The 16,501-nt window shown below is 72.9% G+C and carries 13 protein-coding genes; 3 read left to right on the top strand and 10 right to left on the bottom strand.

Translation table 11 applies throughout. From position 1 onward, the window contains the following. Positions 1 to 50 precede the first annotated feature (50 nt). Both ACQEU1_RS13645 and ACQEU1_RS13650 read right to left on the bottom strand, forming a co-directional pair. Positions 51 to 944 carry a ParB/RepB/Spo0J family partition protein gene (locus ACQEU1_RS13645; protein WP_433200284.1) on the bottom strand — a complete coding sequence of 298 codons (894 nt, stop codon included), beginning with the start codon at positions 942 to 944 and terminating at the stop codon, positions 51 to 53. Positions 945 to 1,023: 79 nt separating this feature from the next. Beyond that, the gene (locus ACQEU1_RS13650; RefSeq protein ID WP_433200287.1) at positions 1,024 to 1,416 is read right to left on the bottom strand and encodes a CoA-binding protein; all 393 of its coding nucleotides are present in this window, start codon (positions 1,414 to 1,416) and stop codon (positions 1,024 to 1,026) included. Between the two features lie 113 nt (positions 1,417 to 1,529). On the opposite strand from ACQEU1_RS13650, the gene ACQEU1_RS13655 reads away from it, so the two are divergent. Then, positions 1,530 to 1,955: a YciI family protein gene (locus ACQEU1_RS13655; protein WP_433200290.1), complete on the top strand. Its 426-nt coding sequence runs from the start codon at positions 1,530 to 1,532 to the stop codon at positions 1,953 to 1,955. Here the strand turns inward: ACQEU1_RS13655 and ACQEU1_RS13660 are convergent. Both ACQEU1_RS13660 and ACQEU1_RS13665 read right to left on the bottom strand, forming a co-directional pair. Continuing rightward, entirely contained in the window at positions 1,949 to 2,713 is a 765-nt protein-coding gene (locus tag ACQEU1_RS13660) for a PucR family transcriptional regulator (RefSeq protein WP_433200293.1), read from the bottom strand. The two genes, ACQEU1_RS13655 and ACQEU1_RS13660, sit on opposite strands and share 7 nt — an antisense overlap. 115 nt (positions 2,714 to 2,828) lie before the next feature. Further along, positions 2,829 to 3,746, bottom strand: a complete 918-nt coding sequence (locus tag ACQEU1_RS13665; RefSeq protein ID WP_433200296.1) for a PucR family transcriptional regulator — start codon at positions 3,744 to 3,746, stop codon at positions 2,829 to 2,831. A 106-nt stretch (positions 3,747 to 3,852) separates the two neighbouring features. Between ACQEU1_RS13665 and ACQEU1_RS13670 the strand changes: the two genes are divergently transcribed. Then, positions 3,853 to 4,563, top strand: coding sequence for a Crp/Fnr family transcriptional regulator (locus tag ACQEU1_RS13670; RefSeq protein ID WP_433200299.1), 711 nt, complete (start codon positions 3,853 to 3,855; stop codon positions 4,561 to 4,563). A gap of 259 nt (positions 4,564 to 4,822) precedes the next feature. Here the strand turns inward: ACQEU1_RS13670 and ACQEU1_RS13675 are convergent, their stop codons facing one another. The 6 genes from ACQEU1_RS13675 to ACQEU1_RS13700 all read right to left on the bottom strand — a co-directional run bounded on the left by ACQEU1_RS13675 (position 4,823) and on the right by ACQEU1_RS13700 (position 15,947). After that, positions 4,823 to 5,497 (bottom strand): PAS domain-containing protein, encoded by a 675-nt coding sequence (locus tag ACQEU1_RS13675; protein ID WP_433200302.1) that lies wholly within the window; start codon positions 5,495 to 5,497, stop codon positions 4,823 to 4,825. 395 nt (positions 5,498 to 5,892) lie between these two features. Continuing rightward, on the bottom strand, positions 5,893 to 8,565 hold the full coding sequence (locus ACQEU1_RS13680) for an ATP-binding protein (protein WP_433211488.1): 2,673 nt from the start codon (positions 8,563 to 8,565) through the stop codon (positions 5,893 to 5,895). Then, complete coding sequence (locus tag ACQEU1_RS13685; protein WP_433200305.1) at positions 8,565 to 11,162, bottom strand: helix-turn-helix transcriptional regulator; 2,598 nt, start codon at positions 11,160 to 11,162, stop codon at positions 8,565 to 8,567. Before ACQEU1_RS13685 ends, ACQEU1_RS13680 begins: the two co-directional genes overlap by 1 nt. 152 nt (positions 11,163 to 11,314) lie before the next feature. Next, positions 11,315 to 11,764: a hypothetical protein gene (locus tag ACQEU1_RS13690; RefSeq protein WP_433200308.1), complete on the bottom strand. Its 450-nt coding sequence runs from the start codon at positions 11,762 to 11,764 to the stop codon at positions 11,315 to 11,317. 551 nt (positions 11,765 to 12,315) lie between these two features. After that, positions 12,316 to 15,051 carry an AAA family ATPase gene (locus ACQEU1_RS13695; RefSeq protein ID WP_433200311.1) on the bottom strand — a complete coding sequence of 912 codons (2,736 nt, stop codon included), beginning with the start codon at positions 15,049 to 15,051 and terminating at the stop codon, positions 12,316 to 12,318. A gap of 185 nt (positions 15,052 to 15,236) precedes the next feature. Next, positions 15,237 to 15,947: a LysR family transcriptional regulator substrate-binding protein gene (locus tag ACQEU1_RS13700; RefSeq protein WP_433200314.1), complete on the bottom strand. Its 711-nt coding sequence runs from the start codon at positions 15,945 to 15,947 to the stop codon at positions 15,237 to 15,239. Between the two features lie 73 nt (positions 15,948 to 16,020). On the opposite strand from ACQEU1_RS13700, the gene ACQEU1_RS13705 reads away from it, so the two are divergent. After that, positions 16,021 to 16,383 carry a DUF5997 family protein gene (locus ACQEU1_RS13705; protein ID WP_433211491.1) on the top strand — a complete coding sequence of 121 codons (363 nt, stop codon included), beginning with the start codon at positions 16,021 to 16,023 and terminating at the stop codon, positions 16,381 to 16,383. Positions 16,384 to 16,501: the final 118 nt, after the last annotated feature.

Genomic DNA, 16,501 nt, shown 5'->3' on the forward strand with positions numbered 1-16,501 from the left:
CGGCCGCCGGAGCACCCGGAGGCCGGAACCCGCCGTCCGGCGCGAACGCCTCAGACGGCCGCGCGCCCTTCGCGTTCCAGCGCCTCCGCCATCTCCACCCACGCCTCGGCGCACCCGCGGGCCATGTCCGCCACCAGTTCGCGGCAGTGCGACGGCACCCCGGACACGACGGTCGCCCACTCCCCCTGCGACACGGCATGGGCCTCCAGCCAGCGCAGCACCAGCCGGCCGTGCTCGTTGAACCGCAACGACGGGTCCCGGCGCAGGATCGGCAGCGTGGCGTCCGGGTCCCGGACGTCGCCGCGCGCCGCGGGCAGCGTGGCCTCGGCCCGTTCGGCGGCCCGCATCCGCTCCGGCACCGGGTCGAGGCCCAGGCTCAGCCGCCGCCGCACGTCGCGCACGGTCCCCGGCGACACCCCGGCCGCGCGGGCGATGTCGCGCAACGAGGCGTCGGGCCGTTCCTCCGCCATCCGGCCCGCCAGCCGGCGGCCCGCGGCGGAGTTCACCGGCCGGACCTTGCCGTCGCGGCCCACCCGCACCGGCGCCTGCCCGCCCACGGCGCGCCGCAGCACCCCGACGGACTTGGCGGCGAGGCCGGTGGCGGCGGCGATCGCGCGGTCCGACCACTGCGGGTGCGAGCGCAGCAGGCGGCGCGCGGCGGCCTCGCGGTCGGCGGTGGAGAGGGTCGCGAGGTTGAGCGACACGGACAGGCCGAACACGTCCTCCGCCGGTCCGTCGACGTACTCGACCTCGACGGCGCGGCAGCCGCGCAGCACGGCGGCCTTCAGGCGGTGGGTGCCGTCGACGACCTTCATCGTCGGGCGGTGCACCACGATCGGCGGCAGGTGGGCGCCGGATGACGCCAGCGATCGGACGAAGTCGTCGTTGTGGCCGCGCAGCCGCGGCGAGTCGGCGGACCGCAAGGCGGTGATGTCCACGAGCATGCGAAATCAAGCCCCCCAGGCTGATGTCCCCCAGAACCCCCAGGTGTCCGGGTAAGACCCCAGAAGGTTAGCTACTCGTTCAACGGGAGCGCCACTCAATCGCCGGACACACGTCCATCACCATGTGCAGCCCGGCCGCGCGGGTGCGGGCGTACGCGTCGTCGTCGACCACGCCGAGCTGGAACCACACGGCCTTCGCACCGATCGCGACGGCCTCGTCGGCGAACTGCCCGGCGTCCTCCGAACGGCGGAACACGTCCACGACGTCGACCGGGAACGGGATGTCGGCGAGCGTCGCGTACCCCTGCTCACCGTGCACGGTCTCGGCGGCCGGGTGCACGGGCACGATCTTCTTGCCGCGCTGCTGCAGGAACCGCGCCACGCCGTGGGCCGCGCGGGACGGGTTGTCCGAGAGCCCCACGACGGCCCAGACCTGGCAGTTCTCGAGGATCCAGTCGACGTCTTCGCGCATGCCCTCAACACTAACCCTGTGACCCCGGTCACATTCGGCGGAAGCCGGTCGAAACAGCGGGGACCCCGATCGACGCGTGGGTAGAAACGCACCGGACACGTGAGGAGATCGAGATGCGGTTCATGGTGATCGTCAAGGCCAACGAGGACTCCGAGAGCGGCAGGATGCCGACGACGGAGGAGCTCACCGAGATGGGCAACTACAACGAGGAGCTGGTCAAGGCCGGTGTGATGCTCGCGGGTGACGGCCTCTACCCGAGCGCGAAGGGCGCGCGGGTCGCGTTCGACGGCAAGGGCTCGACGACGGTCATCGACGGTCCGTTCACCGAGGCCAAGGAGCTCGTCGCGGGCTTCTGGATCTGGGAGCTGCCGAGCCTGCAGGACGCCGTGGAGTGGCTGAAGAAGGCGCCGTTCTCCGAGGGTGAGGTCGAGATCCGCCAGATCCACGGCCCGGAGGCGTTCGGCGACGCCCTGACGCCGGAGATCCAGGCGCAGGAGGACCGGCTGCGCGAGCAGGTCGCGGCCCGCCAGGGTCAGTGAACGCGCGGGAGCGGCACCTGCGGCGCTGAGTGGGCGGTCAGCGCGACGCTCAGCGTGAGCAACGCGCGCGGTGAGGTCGGACGGCAGCCGGTGAGCCGTTCGACCAGCCGCAGGCGGTCGTCGAGGGTGCTGCGGTGGATGTCGAGCGTGCGCGCCGCGGCCGTGCGGTTGCCGTCCTCGGCGATGAACGCCCGCAGCGCGTCCAGCAGCCCCGGTCGCGCCACCACCGGTTCGACCACGCGGGCCAGCCGCGCGGCGACGTGCGGCCTGCGCAGCACCGCGAAGTCCGCCAGCACGTCCCGCAGCTCGTAGACGCCGGGCGCGCGGCCGGACGCGACGCGCAGGACGTCCTCCGCCGTCGCGCGGGCGGCCGCGAGGTCGCGCCGGGGCGCCCAGGCCACGGCCAGCCAGACGTCCGCGCCGACCCGGTCGTGCAGCGAGCGGGCGAGCGCGGCCTGGCCGTCCTGCGCACACGGCAGCAGCACGAACCCGCCGCGCGCACCGTCGAGCACGAGCGCGTCGGGGTTGTCGCGCAACGCTTCCAGGACGAGGTCCGCGGTGTCCTCTGTGGACGCGCAGTACGCGACCACCGCGTACGCGAGCGCCAGCCCGGCGCGGCTGCCGTCGTCCCGCCCGGAGAGCAGGGCTTCGGCGAGCTCCCTGCGGGTCGCCACGTCCTCGATCGGGGGGAGGTCGAACGGGCTGAGGATGTCCCGCAGCACGTCGCCCAGCAGCCCGCTGTCCAGCACGGTGGTCACGCGTCGCCTCCTCGGGTGTCGCCGTGGTGTCCCACCGGAACGCTAGGGAACCGCCTGGAGCCGCACAGCGGGCTTGAGGGAGGCTTGACATTCGCCCAAGATCGACTGAAGTCGTTCAGCCCCAGGCGTTCGCGCGGCTCGTGCTGATCGCCGTGCCGAGAACGGCGAGGTCACGCGGGTTGACCGGGTTGAGTCCGGTGAGCCGTTCGACCTGCCAGAGCCGGTAGTCGATGGTGCTGCGGTGGATGAACAGCTTCTTGACAGCTACCGCGCGGTTGCCCTCGGCCTCCAGCAGCGCCAGGACCGTGTCCACCAGAACGGGGTTCGCGAGCAGCGGCGCGACCACCCTGTCCAGTTCGTCCCGCACCTCCGGCGTGTCCGTCAGCGCGCTCTCGAACAGCACGTCGTCGATCCGGTACACGCCGGGCGGCCGCCCGAGCGACGCCACCAGCGCGTCGATCTCGTCGGCCTCCCTGCGCGCCAGGGGAACGAGGGCCGCCGGCCGTTCCGCGACGCACAGCCACACCTCGCCGCCGAGCTCCTGGCAGACGTCCTGGCACGCGGCGAGCGCGGCCTGTTCGGCGAGCGGCAGCAGCAGGTGCCCTGACGACGTCAGCAGCACGGCCCCTCGCTGACGGAAAGCGTTTACCACCTGATCCGCCAACGCTCCGCGTACCGACACGACCGTGTAGGACGCGGCGGCGGAGTCCGGCGCGTCACCGGCGAGCACGGCGTCCGCCAGCCCGTCGTCACCGACGCAGAACGCCGCCATCAGCTCGGCGGACACCGCGGTTCCGGCGGCGGCGACGGCACGCGGGTCACCGCCGCCCGCCAGCATCGCCTCGGTGAGCACACCGCCGGTGGCCCGCAGGGCCGACACCACCTGCGGGACGGGGACTTTCGCGGACCGCAGCCGCGCTCCGGCGCGGTGCGCGGCCGTCACGGCGACGTCCTCCCAGTCAGCGGCCGCGGCGGCGGCGCGGTAGACGGCGAGGAACTCCTCGTGCAGCAGGCGTTCGACGTCGAACAGCACGGGCGCTCCCTTCTTCGCACCACTGCAGGGTTTCAGCGGGAGGAGTGGGGAAATCCCCAGCGTTCTCCAGCGGTACGCCAGTCCCGCCCGCCCTAGCGTCAGGCGCATGGCACCCCAGCTGCTCGCCCCGGCGCGGCCGCCGATCCTCACGCCGTCGAACGAGGCGTGGCGCCAGTTCGCGCAGGCGCTGGAACCCGTCGCGTTCGGCCGCGGCGACGTGCTGCTGCGGCTCGGTGCCCCCACCGAGCACCTGTACGTGCTGCGGTCGGGCAAGGCCAAGACGTGCTGCACCTCCCCCGACGGCCGCGAGCTGGTGCTGGACTTCCACTGCGCGGGCGACCTGCTGGTGGAGCCGACGCTGTTCGACGCGGCGCCGTCGGTGTCGACGACCATCGCGATCACCGACGTGCGGGCGGGCCGGATCGCACGGGCCGACCTCACGAAGTGGCTCGCGCTGTGCCCGGAGATCACCGAACGGCTGCTGGGCTGCGTCGCCCGCCGCCAGCGCGAGTCGCACCAGATGCGCATGGACGTGGTGCAGCTGGACGCCCCCGCACGGATCGCGAAAGCGTTGCTGCGCTTGGCAGGGCGGTTCTCGGCGGACCGCCGCACCGCGCCGTTGATGATCGAGGACCTCACCCAGGAGGAGCTCGGCCAGTACATCGGGGCGCGCCGCGACACCGTCAACAAGACGCTCGCGGACTTCGCGCAGCGCGGGTGGATCGCGATCGAGCGCAAGAGCATCTTCCTCACCGCCCCTGCCCAGCTCGCCCGGCGGGTCCGCGTGGGCATGCCCGCCGTGCCCGCGCAGCGCTGACCCGCCCGAGTCGCGGGGAGGTCCTCGGACGGGGGTCTCCCCTGCCAGACGGAGACGGCCGGGAGGTCTGCCCTCCCGGCCGTCTCCGCGTGCCCGAAGATCTCGCGATCCGCCGTCGTGAAGAACGTGGTGCCGGGCGGCACGGCATCGCGCCGCCGGCAAGGGTGGTGCGGTCGGACGGTTCGCCGGTCGTGTCACCCCTCGCGGTCAGCTCGTCGTTGGCGACCACGTGCGGCAGGAGCTACGACCCGGGTCCGTGCTACTTGATGTAGTCGGCGGAGACCACGGGCGGCCAGCTGGCGACGCTCAGCACGCCGAGGCTGTAGGCGCGCGACACCAGCGCGGCGCGGTTGGGGGCCTTGAGCTTCTTCAGCATGGTGCCGACGTGGTACTCGACGCCCTGCCGCGACAGGAAGAGGCGCGACGCGAGCCGCACGGTCGAGACGCCGGTGGCGATGCCCTCGAGGATGCGGGCGTCGAGCTCGGTGAGGATGCGGTTGCGGTCGACCACGACGGCGTTGGGCTGCTCGCCCTTCTCCGGGTTCACGACGACGACGAACTGCACCAGGTCGCCGTGCACGTCGTGGACGGCGATGCCGGTGATGTCGCCGGTGAAGACGGCGTGGTGCGGGCCGATGGCGGCGAGGTGCTCGACGAAGCGCTGGCGGTGGCCCTCGACGAGGCGGTCGAACTGCTTGCGCATCGGGCCGTGCACGCCAGGGTGCAGCAGCTCGTAGAAGCTGGTGCCGAGCAGCGACTCGCGGGAGTGGCCGAACTGCTTCACGAAGTCGTCGTTCGCCTCGACCACGCGCAGCTGGAGGTCGAGGCGGGCGAGGCAGAGCCCGGAGCGTTCGAGCAGGGAGCGGTACACGTCGGCGTCCGGAACGCCGGCGGTGTGGTCGGTGGCGAACGAGCCTGCGGCAGCGGTGTACATCGGACAGAATCCCTCTCGATCTCGTCGAACTCGGCGTTTCCCTGTCCGCGGTGCAACAAGACGGGCGGAAGAGGAACTTGAGGTGGCGCGAGGTGATCTAGGTTGATTTCTCGATTTCGACCTCGATCGAGTGAATCGTAGAAAGATTCAGCGAGCCCGGTCACCGAGGCGTGAGGGGTGTGCCCTGATGTTGTGGTGAGGCTGGGGCGGGGGTTCGGGTAGGCGTCCGCGTCTTTCGGTAGGACGTTTCGGGTGCGTCTCACCTGATGCCACAGGAACCACCCTGAGCTGCGGCGATGGCGTGAAAACCGATCGAGACGCCACAGCCCGGTAACTGAGGTGCGGCTCAACTATGAGGGATGGGCGCACAAGAAATTCGTAGTGTTTCGCCCGCGTTACGCCGGGGGAGGGCAGGCCCGCGCGAGTGCGCCCGGCAGTTCCGTGCGGCGGCGGATGCCGAGCTTGCGGAACGAGTTGGTGAGGTGTTTCTCGATCGCGCGGGACGTCACGTCGAGTTCTTCCGCTATTTCGGCGTTGGTGAGCCCGCGGACGACCAGGCGCGCCACCGTGAACTCGGCGCGGGTCAGCACCACGACCGTGCCGGGTGAATTACCGTCGAGTTCCCGCGCGATTCGGGACGCGAGCCTTTCCGCGCCGCTCTCCAGCGCGAGTTGATACGCCAGCTGGAGGTGCTGCTGCCCCGAGGCCGAGCCGTCGGCCCGTTCGCGGGCACCGAGCTGGAGCAACGCCTTGGCCCGTTCGAACGGGTTCGCGTGCAGGATCTCCACGGACTCGCGCACCATGCCGAGCCCTTCGGCGCCGGGCGTGTAGCGGCCGAGCATGCACAACGCCCGCCCGATGCCGAGCGGAGCACCCCATTCCACGGCCCGCTCCCAAGCCTGCGCCGCGTAGTCCTGTGCGGCCGCCAGATCACCGAGCTGCGCATGCAGCCGTGCGGTCAGCACGCACCACGGCAGCAGCACGGGATTTCGCCAGCCGATGGCGTCGAACACGCGCCCGCAGTCGAGCAGGTGGTCGAGCGCCTGCCGGTAGTCGCCCGCGGTCGCCGCCCCTGCCGCGTGCAGCATCCGGTACACGGCCTCGACGCCCGGCGGTTCGTCGCGGTCGGGCCTGGACGTGACGAGCCGCGCGATCAGCTCGGGTTCGCGCAGGTCGATCGCGACGGCCATGAGCCCGACGGCGGCGGTCGTGGTGTCGCCGCGCCAGTCGAGCACGGCGAGGTCGACCGCGCGTTCCGCCGCCGCGTGCGCCTCCCCCGGCCGGCCGAGGTGCATGTGCACGAACGACTGCTGCGCGAGGATCAGCGCCTGCTCGACGCTGCCGGTGGCCTGCGCGAACGCCTCGTCGAGCCACGGCACGGTCTCGGCGGCGGCGTCCGCGGTGGTGAGCACCTTGATGAGCAGCGGCAGCGCGGTGTGCACCTGCCGCGGATGCGGTGGTTCCTGCTTCAGCACGGCCAGCCCGATGTCCGCGACCTGACGCGCGGGCAGCCCGGCGGTGAGCATCGCGGCTTCGAGCAGCACGATCTGGAGCTCGCGTTCGCCGGGGGTCGTGCCGCCGATCTGCTCGAGGCGCTGGGCTGAGTCGGCGAGCAGCGCGGGGTCGGAGTGCCACACGTACCGCTGCCGCGCCTCCAGCCGGTACGCGAGCTCCTGGTCGTGGCCGAGGCCCGCGGCGACGTCGTCGATCAGGTCGCGCACGGGCCTGGGCGCGGACCCGAGCGCGGTCGGCGCGATCCGCACGAGCGCCGCCGCCCGTTCCTCGACGGTCCGGAACAGCGGCACGGCGGCCGTGATGTGCCGGACGGACGCCGCCGGGTCGAAAAACCGTTCCGCGGTCGCGAGGTCGACGAGCAGCCGGGCGCGTTGCTCGGACTCCGCCGGCACGTCCCGCAGCGCTCGCCGCAGGTACCGCGCGGCCACCTCGGGAGCACCCCGGCGCAGCGCGGTCGCGGCGGCCTCGCCGAGCGTCTCGACCGCCCATCCCCCGTGCGCGGAACCGGCAGCGAGCAGCCGCGCGGCGACCTGTTCGGCCGGCCTTCCGTTGTCGTGCAACACCTGCACGGCCCTGCGCTGCCAGTCCTCGCGTTCGGCGACGGGCATCGACTCCTCGATCGCGTCCCTGATCACCGGCCGGCGCAGCACGAGGCCCGCCTGGTCGAGCACCCGCTGCGCCTGCGCCGCCTGCGCCTCGGTGAGCCCGGCGAGCCGCCCGGCCAGTTCGTCGTCGCCGAGCACGGCCACCGCCCGCGCGAAGTCCTGCGCGTGCCTCGGCTGCGCGGCGAGGTCGCGCACCAGCCGTTCGCGCAGCCGGGCCGGCCGCAGTTCGAGGACGTGCGGCACCTGGTCGGCGGACGGGCTGGTGATGTGCTGGAGCACCGCGCGCAGGAACATCGGGTTGCCGTCGGTGACCTCGTGGCAGGCGGCGACGAACTCGTCGTCGGGTCGCGTGCCGGTCCGCTGCTCGACCAGCGTCGCGATGGCGGCCCGCGACAACGGCGCCGGACGGATCGCCGGGCACTGGCAGAGGTCGTTCTCGACGTCGCGGGTGGCGGCGACGAGCAGGACCGGGTGGTCGCGCACGGTCGCCGCCAGCGCGGCGAGCCACCGCCTGGACGGTTCGTCGGCCCACTGGAGGTCGTCGACCAGCAGCAGGACCGGCCGGCGCGCGCTCAACGCGCGGGTCAGCGCGATGAGGCCGCTGTTCGCCGCGTCCTGCACCGCGAACGCCGAGTCGGCCGCCGTGTCCTCCTCGAACACCGGCCTCGCGAGCCCGGCGGGACCGGTGAGCAGGTCCGCGCAACCGCCCGCGAGCGCCGGGTCGAACAGCTGCCGGGCGACGCCGAACGCGAAGTCCCGCTCCAGCAACGAACACGTGGCGCTGAGGACCTGGCAGCCTTCCGCCCGCTCCGCCAGCGCGGCGAGCAACGCGGACTTGCCCGACCCGAGCGGCCCTGCGATGACGATCCGGTCGCCGGAGCCCGCGCGGACGCGCTCCAGGGCGCCGGTGAGCAGGCGCAGGTCGTCGGCGCGTTCGAGCAGCGTCATCACGAGGCCAGGTGGTCCGCCAGCTCCGCACGGCTGGAGATGCCGAGTTTGCGGTACGCCCGGGTCAGGTGCACCTCCACCGTCCGCAGCGTCACGGACAGGCGCTCGGCGATGGCCCGGTTCGTCGCGCCGGCCGCGGCCAGCTCCACGACCTTGCGCTCACTCGCGGTCAGCACCGCCATTCCGTCCACAGTGGACGGCACACGCATCCGCCCGCCGACGCCGAGCAGCAACGACCTGGCGGAGTCCGCGAGCGGACGGCTGCCCGCGCGCATCGCGAGCCCGACGGCCGCGCGCAGGTGCGTGCGCGCCTGCTTGGGCTGCTCGAACTCGGTGTGCCGCGTGCCGAGCAGGAGTTCGGTGCGCGCCTGCTGCAGCAGCGACGGCACGGCGGCGAACCCGTCGGAGGCGGCCTTCGCCATGTCCAGCGCGCCGTGCCCCGTCGTCGTGTAGGCCCTGGCCAGCAGCGAGAACGCGGCCGCCTCGCGGGACGGCCACGCCCTGGCGAGCCGGTCTGCCTCGCGCACGGCGGCCGACGCGTCGTGGCCAGCCTCGGTGAGGACCTGGACGATGTCGATCCACGACGGCAACGCGCTGGGGTCGCTCAGGCCGACGGCCGTCAGCGCCGTCTGGCAGGCCGCCATCCGTTCCGCCGCCACCGCCAGGTCGCCCTGCGTGTACGCGAGCCACGCGGACGTGCGCAGGTACTCGCGGTGGGCCGGCGTCACGTGCCGGATCTCGTCCTCGTCGACCTCGCCGAGCAGCCGTTCCGCGAGCAGGGTGTCGCCGGTCTGCACCGACAGCCACGCCAGCAGGATCGTCGCCCTGGGCAGGTGCCAGCCACCGTCGCGCACGGCCTGCACCGCCGCCGCGGCGTCCGCGGTGGCCCGTTGCAGATCGCCCAGCGACATGTGGGCGAGCGCCCGCTGGAACAGCGAGCGGCACAACGCGAGCGAGTCCCCGTTGCAGGAGAAGGCGTCCACGGCCCGGTCGAGGACGGCGAGCGCGTCCGCGGTGTGCCCGGCCACCCGCAGCACGGACGCGGCGGAGAGCATCGACCAGTCGGACAGCGCGTCGGAGTCGGCGAGCGCGGCCCGTGCGCACCCCACGGCGTCGTGCACCGTTCCGCCGCCGCGCATGGTGGCCTCGGCGACGACACCGAGCAGGCAGCGCTGGGCGGTCGTGTCGTTCGCGGGCGGCGGCGTGGCCTTGGCGGCGGCGGCCGCCGCGGTGTGCGCGTCATCGAGGTCGATCGACAGCTGCACGGCGTCGAGCAGCGTGGTGAGGTCCTGCGGCAGCGCGGGGTCGCGGGCCAGGCGCAGGAACGTGCGCGTCCGGCCGGTCAGCGCGTGCTTGACGGCGACGGCGGCCCTCAGGTCGGGGTCGGTGGTGCGGTGGAACGCGGCGGCGAGGTGTTCGCACGCCTGGTCGGGGTCGTGCCGGGACAGCTCGGTCGCGAGGTTCACCCGCAGCTCGATGTCGTCGGGGTGGAGCTCCACCAGCCGGTGCAGGTACCTCGACGCGTCCTGCGGCTGCCCGCCCGCCGCGGCCTCGTGCAGGACCTGCGACATCCACGGCGCGTCGACGGCCGGTAGGTGCACGAGCTGGTCCGCGACCGCCCGCGCGTCGTGCCCGGACTCGTCGAGCACGACGGCCGCGCGGTGCCGCAGTTCGACGACCTCGGCCGGGTCGAGCACGTCGAGCACGCCCGCCCGGTACCAGTCGCGGACGTGGTCCGGCAGGCCGTCGCCCAGCAGGTCCTGGCGGCGCAGCGCGGAGATGCCGTTCTCCGCGACGCGTTCGGACACCCCGGCGAGCGGGCCGACGAGCTCCTCGCGGTCCACGACGACGAGCGCGGTGGCGATGGCGCGCAGGTGGGCGGGCTGGTCGCGCAGCCGGCGTGCGGCGACGAGCTCGACGGACTCCTGGCGCAACGCGTGGGCGGCGCGGATGTCGGCGAGCACGGTCGTGAGATGGCTCGGGACACCGCCGGAGAGCTTGAGGCACAGGCTGGTGAGCACCGCGTCCGGCGGGAAGTTCAGGGTCGTGGAGATCATGTCGACGACCTGCGGCGTGGTGAGCGGCGGCAGGTCCACCACGTGCGCGCTGGCGAGATCGGCCTGCAACGCGCTGTTGTGCGACAGCACCAGGCTGACCGGTTCGCCGCCGAGCCTGCGCACCACGAAGTCGGCCCAGTGCACGGTCGCGTCGTCGCACGCGTCGAGGTCGTCGAGCACGAGGCAGACGGGCGTGCGCTGCGCCAGCGCGACGACGTCGCGCCACATGCCCCGGTACGCGCGGTAAAGGGTGGCGGCGGACGGGTCGGCGAGTTCCGGGACCCGCAGCCCCGCCTGGCCGAGCAGCCTGCGCGCGGCGGCGAGCGGCCGGCGGTCGCCCCGCCCGCCCGCGCTCAGCACGGTGGTCCCGGCCTTCGTCTCGGTCGCGGCGACCAGCCGCAGGACGGCGGACTTGCCGCAGCCGCGGCCACCGCGGACGAGCACGGCCCGCGCTCCCCGGCCCCTGCGGGCGGCGGTCGTCTGGTGCGCCACAGCGGTGAGCACGCTCTCACGTCCGATGAGCTCCGGCTGCTCGTCCACCGCCTACCGCCTCAGACTCGAAGAATGACCCAGGTCCTCAGGATAAATGCCTCATGTGACAGGACCGCAAACTCCGCATGGCAAGTGGCAAAGTCGGGCACGGCGTTTCGCGTTGCGCGGGCAGCGAATCCGCGCTGGTTCCAGTCAGTGAACTAATACGCCACCGCGCGGCCGGGCACAACCCGGTAGAGGCCCGGTTTCTCCGGGAGAAACGCGAGCCCGAACCGCGTCAGGAACTCGTCGAAGGCCGCGTCGACGAAGTCGTCGTCCGGCGGGCCGTCCCACGTCCCGGCGGCGCCGCGCGCGACCTCGACGGCGGTGCCCTCGTAGACGACGAGGTCGGGCAGGTCGCCCGCGAAGTACCCGCGTGCCAGGGAGACCGGCGACGCGCTGTCGTCGAGGAAACCCACCACGTCCCACCTGCCCTCGGTCGCCTCGCTGAGCGACAGGCGGGCGGCGACCTCGGACGAGGTGGCGTAGGTGACGCGGTAGCCGCGCCGCACCAGTTCCTCGATCACCGCGAGCGCGGGCAGCGCCTGGCCCTGCTCGGGATTGGCGAAGATCGCCACATGCCGACGTCCCGTGCCGATCTCCTCGGTCATCGGCAATGGCCTCCTTCTGCGAACGACGTGGTGCCTGATGCCGTTGTACGGCATTTCGGGCTCGGGGAATCCCTGACTTTCCCATTGTTCGCGAACGTGCGCCCGCTGCCCGTCTCGTGCCCGAGTCGGCGGACGGGTTCCGGTTCGCGCAGTTCCTCGACAGATGTCGGCTGCCCGATCGGCGCGGCCGCGACGGGCTTCTCCGGAATCGCGAGCGAGATGCCGTGACCAATCCCGACGCGCAGGGTCCTGTGCCCCGGCGGACGGGCGGCACGCCGGTCCTGCGCAGCCACTTCACGCCCGACGCCGGGCCGGGGAAATGCGGCCGATGCCGTCACGCGAGCGGCTCGTGGCGTTCGCACGGACCGCACCGGAAAGGCCCGGTGTGCCGCCTGCGATGATCACGCCGGGTTTGCGGGCCGGGCCGATGCGTTGCCGCACAGCGCTTTCCCGGCGACCGGTCCCGCGCCGGCGTCCGGCCTTTCCGCGTGAATCTGGCCGGGAACAGCCAGATTCGGCCCCTCGCGGGCGCCGGCCATTCCTCCGGCGGGTCAGGCGGTGCTGGGCAGGTACGAGTGCAGGTCCGCCGGGAGGTTCCTGCGGTACTTCACGTTCAGCTTCCGGTAGACGCGGGTCAGGTGCTGCTCGATCGTCGACGGCGTGATGAACAGCTTGGACGCGATCTCCCGGTTCGTGTACCCGACGGCCGCCAGCGCCGCCACCCGCCGTTCCGCGTCGGTCAGCGTCGCGATCGGGTCCACGGGCTTCTCGTCCGCGGGCACGTCCTCGTCTGCCTTCGCCCGCGACGGCAGCAGCTCCTCGCCCAGTTCCGCCGCACCGCAGACGGTCGCCAGGTGCCTGGCCCGGCGCGCCACCGTCCAGGCCTTCCGGTGCTCGCGCAACGCCTGGTGCGCCTTGGACAGGTCGGCCAGGGCGCGCGCCAGCTCGTACTGGTCGCCGTGCTCCTCCAGGACCACCACCGCGTCCTGCAGCAGCTGCGGCCGGTGGTGCGGCTGACTCGCCGCCGCCAGCAGCCGCAACGCCGTCCCCCTGGTCCGCGACGCGCCGGGCCCCAGCCGGTCCAGCTGCTCGTTGATGAGCCGCTTCGCCTCGGCCAGGTTGGCGCCGTGCGACAGCCAGGCCTCCGCGGCCGACGTGCGCCACGGCACGAGCCCCGGCTGGTCCACGCCCCACGACGTCATCAGCTCGCCGCAGGACAGGAAGTCGGCCACGGCCGCGTAGTGCCGGGAGGTGGCCAGGTAGTGGTGGCCGCGCGCGTGCAGGTAGTGCAGCCCGTACCGCGACTGGAACATCGCCTCGGGCACCGGCTGCTCCAGGAACGAGGCCGCGTCCTCGTGGCGTCCCATCCTGGTGGCCGCGTTGATCAGGATCCCCAGCGGCAGCCCCGCCGCGACCCCCCACCCGCCGGCGGGCATGACGTCCACGCCGGTCTGCGCGTGCTCGAAGGCCGAGGTCAGGTCGCCGCGGCGGAGCGACACCTCGGCCCGCACGCAGGAGAAGAACGCCCTGGCCACCGCGAGGTTCTTGGCCTGGGCCTCCTCCAGCAGCCGGTCGCACCACAGCGCGGCGACGTCCAGCCGGTCCGCGTACACCAGCGCCTGCAACGCGAGCATCGCCGACTCCGGCCCCCACCACCCGGAGTCGGACGGCCGCGCCGCCTGCAGCACGTGCTCGGCGTCGGTGGCGGCCCCGGCGTTGCCGCCGCAGGTCAGCACGCTCGCCAGCGCCGTGACGGCCTTCAGCATCGGGCCGGAGGTCAGGCTCACGGTCCTGGTCCGCACCGGGTCGGGGCTGGAGGTGCGCCGGGCCAGCGCCGGGTGCGAGCTCGCGAGCGACAGCTCCATCGCGCGCAGGCCGGCGCCGGCGGACGACGCCCTGCGCACCCGGTCCACGGCCTCGCCCGCCTCGTCGACCTGGCAGTTCCACAGCATCGGCTGCACCAGCGACGTCACGTCGTGGTCGGAGAGCTGACCGGACCGCAGCGCCGGCATCACCGCGGCCAGCCGGCGTCCCGCGGCGGACGGGTTGACCCGCCACTCGACGCGCACCAGCTTCGCCGCGATCGCCGCCCGTGCGTGCACGTCCACGCACGCCCGGTGCGCCAGTTCCAGGTAGCGCAGGGCGGTGTCGATCTGCTCGTCGCGCAGCGCGTGCTCGGCGGCCTGCTCGAAGACCGGCACCATCCACGGGTTCTCGGAGTGGTCGGCCATCATCAGGTAGGGGGCGACCTCGGTCGCGGGCGCGCCTTCGTCGTGCAGCAGGAGACCCGCCCCGAGGTACATCTCCTTCCTGTCCTGAGTGGACAGATCGTCCAGCACCGCGTCCCTGGCGGCGGGATCGCGGAACCAGCCGTCCACCAGCAGTCCCGCCTGGTTCATCGCGTCCAGGGCGGACGCCACCGTCTCGGCGTCCGCGCGGGCCAGCCGCCCCAGAGACTCCACAGTGGACTGTTCACCGGTCACGGCCAGCGCCCGCGCCACCGCCAGCACGGGGTGGTCGCAGCGGTGCAGGCAGCTGACGAGGGCCCGCCGGTAGCCGGGTCCGACCACCAGGCCACCGTCGTCGCGCGGGCCGAGCCGTTGGTCCTCCAGCAAGGCCCGCACCAGCAACGGATTGCCGCCGGACAGGGCCATCGCCTCGCCGGCGCCGGACTCGAACAGGTCGTCCACGGCCGTCAGCGGCGCCAGCGGCACGTCCCGGCAGTGCGGGTGCCGCAACAACTCCGTGTGCAGCGCGGTGTGCGCGGCCCGCGGCGACGCGGTCTCGCTCAGCACCAGCAACACCTTCGCCTGTCCCAGCCGGCGGATCAGGTACAGCAACCAGTCCAGCGACGAGGGGTCCGCGTGCTGCACGTCGTCGATGCCGATCACCAGCGGCGTCTCGGCCACCAGGTCGAGCAACGCCAGGCAGAGCGCGTGCAGCTGGTGCGCGGTGGGGCCGTCCGCCGCGCGGGCCGCGTCGTCCAGCAGGGAACCCACCGACGCGGGCACGTCCAGCGGGTGGAAGAGCTGGCTCGCCACGCCCAGCGGCAGGTCGCGTTCGAACGCCGAGCAGGTCGCCTTCACGAACAGCACGCCGCTGGCCTCGCCGAACGCGTGCAGCAGCTCGGTCTTGCCGGAGGCCACCGGACCGGCGATCAGCGCGACCCTTCCGGATCCTGACAGGGAGTCGGCCAGCAACGTCTCCAGCGTGGCCCACTGGCCGTCCCGCTCGATCAGGCCCGCGGGTCTCGCCCTGGTCGCACCGCTGTCGGACGTCCCGGTCATGATGGAGCACCTCTCGCCGAGAGTGCCGCCGTGCCGCGGCGCGGTGGGTGCGGTCGAGGCACCACCGCGTTCCCCCGGGAGCGCGGGCACGACGGGTCGGCGTCGAGCGTCGCAGGAGAGCGGATCCCCCCACAATTCAGTGCGCGCCGGTTCTAGGTTTTCTCCTGGAGTCCCGGACGCCTGGGCTAACGACCCCTGCGCGGCTTCGCGCGCTTGGCGGGCTGCTTCTTCTGCGCCGGTGCGGGACCTCGCCGTTGCTGTTGCTTCGGGGCCTGCTTCTGCCTGGCCTGCTCGGGTGCGGGACCGCGGGTGCTGTTGACCGAGCGGCCGCGGACGATGCCGATCATGTGCTCGACGAGGTCGGGGTTCTCGTCGCGGATCGGGAACGACAGCGCGACGCGGGACTGCGGCGCGTCGATGAGCGGCACGTGCTTCAGGTCCTTGCGGTGGTGCAGCCGCGCGAGCGACTGCGGCACGACCAGCAGCCCGACGCCGGCCGCCACGATCTGGATCGCGTCCGCGGTCGTCTCCGGCCGTTCGACCGGCGCCTCGCCCGGCACCTCGTCCCAGCCGAGCGGGTCGTCGAGCGGCTGCCACAGCACGTGCCCGGCGAGGTCCTCAAGGGACAGTTCGTCGGCCGCGGCGAACTCGTGGTCTTTCGGGAACACGACGACCGTGGTCTCGGTGTAGAGCGGGATCGCGTGCAGGTCCTCGCGGTCGCCGGGCAGCCTGAGCAGCGCGGCGTCGGCCTCACCGGAACGCACCCTGGGGGCGGCTTCGGCGATGGTCACCTGCACGAGGGTCAGCGGGGTCTCCGGCAGGCGTTCCTGCCAGACGCCCGCCCACTTGCCCGGCGTCACGCCTGGGACGTACGCGAGCGTGAACGATCCGGTCACGCGCTGAGGCTACCGGACGCAGCCGTTGCTCCCTGTGGCATTACCCTTGGGCGTCATGAAGGCCGAGCAGACCATGAAGCCCGCCACCGCCGCGAAGAAGCTCGGCGTGTACCTGGAGGCCACTCCCGAGGAGTTCCAGGCGGGCGTCGTGTCGCGCGACGAGCTCAACGCGCTGCAGGCGAACCCGCCGCAGTGGCTCGCGGACCTGCGCCGCAACGGCCCGCACCCCAAGCAGCTGATCGCGCAGAAGCTCGGCATCTCGACCAGCGGCCTGGTGCGCGCCGGCATCACCGAGGCGCTCACCACCGAGCAGATCACCGCGCTGAAGGACGAGAACCCGGACTGGCTGGTCCGCGAGCGCAACACCTACCAGGAGTTCAAGGCAGAGGAGGCACGCCTGGCGGAGAAGGCGCGCCTCGAAGCCGAGTCGGAGTGAGCGAGCACTCCTCGGACAGTGCCGGGTGGTCCTTCTCCTTGGCCGCCAACCGGTTCGCCTCGGCCTAGCCGCCCTCGCGCCACGAGGTTCGCCCGCACCAGGCCCGAGCCGCGACCGC

It is taken from the genome of Lentzea sp. CA-135723 (assembly GCF_050936595.1).
In the GTDB taxonomy this organism is placed as follows: Bacteria; Actinomycetota; Actinomycetes; order Mycobacteriales; family Pseudonocardiaceae; genus Lentzea.

Bases quoted from the DNA above. Each gene is read 5' to 3' on its own strand.
- ACQEU1_RS13645 (WP_433200284.1), bottom strand. From the start codon at position 944: ATGCTCGTGGACATCACCGCCTTGCGGTCCGCCGACTCGCCGCGGCTG.
- ACQEU1_RS13650 (WP_433200287.1), bottom strand. From the start codon at position 1,416: ATGCGCGAAGACGTCGACTGGATCCTCGAGAACTGCCAGGTCTGGGCC.
- ACQEU1_RS13655 (WP_433200290.1), top strand. From the start codon at position 1,530: ATGCGGTTCATGGTGATCGTCAAGGCCAACGAGGACTCCGAGAGCGGC.
- ACQEU1_RS13670 (WP_433200299.1), top strand. From the start codon at position 3,853: ATGGCACCCCAGCTGCTCGCCCCGGCGCGGCCGCCGATCCTCACGCCG.
- ACQEU1_RS13675 (WP_433200302.1), bottom strand. From the start codon at position 5,497: ATGTACACCGCTGCCGCAGGCTCGTTCGCCACCGACCACACCGCCGGC.
- ACQEU1_RS13680 (WP_433211488.1), bottom strand. From the start codon at position 8,565: ATGACGCTGCTCGAACGCGCCGACGACCTGCGCCTGCTCACCGGCGCC.
- ACQEU1_RS13690 (WP_433200308.1), bottom strand. From the start codon at position 11,764: ATGACCGAGGAGATCGGCACGGGACGTCGGCATGTGGCGATCTTCGCC.
- ACQEU1_RS13695 (WP_433200311.1), bottom strand. From the start codon at position 15,051: ATGACCGGGACGTCCGACAGCGGTGCGACCAGGGCGAGACCCGCGGGC.
- ACQEU1_RS13705 (WP_433211491.1), top strand. From the start codon at position 16,021: ATGAAGCCCGCCACCGCCGCGAAGAAGCTCGGCGTGTACCTGGAGGCC.